Annotated in this window: 1 pseudogene; it reads right to left on the bottom strand. The window is 45.4% G+C overall.

Annotation, left to right across the window (positions count from 1 at the left end):
- Positions 1-392, bottom strand: a pseudogene (gene tuf / locus A3729_RS11065) (elongation factor Tu); the annotation flags it as partial.

The raw sequence follows: 392 nt of genomic DNA, 5'->3' as shown, positions 1-392 counted from the left end.
GAGTTTCCTTGATACCAACAATCTCGATTTCTTCACCAACTTTGATGATACCACGCTCAACACGACCCGTTACAACCGTACCACGACCTGAGATTGAGAACACGTCCTCAACAGGCATTAGGAATGGCTGATCTACAGCACGCTCTGGCTCTGGAATATAAGAATCTAGCGACTCAACCAACTTCTTAACAGCAGTTGTACCTAGCTCGTTATCATCTTCGCCGTTCAATGCCATCAAAGCAGAACCTGCGATAATTGGCGTATCATCACCTGGGAACTCATAAGTGTCTAGCAACTCACGAATTTCCATTTCAACCAATTCAAGCATCTCGTTGTATTCTTCTGAACCTGCACCACCACAGTCTTCAGCCAACAAGTCAGCCTTGTTCAAG

This window comes from Oleiphilus sp. HI0043 (assembly GCF_001634935.1).
The sequence above is the reverse complement of the archived record's forward strand: the minus strand, read 5'-3'. Positions and strand labels throughout refer to the sequence as shown.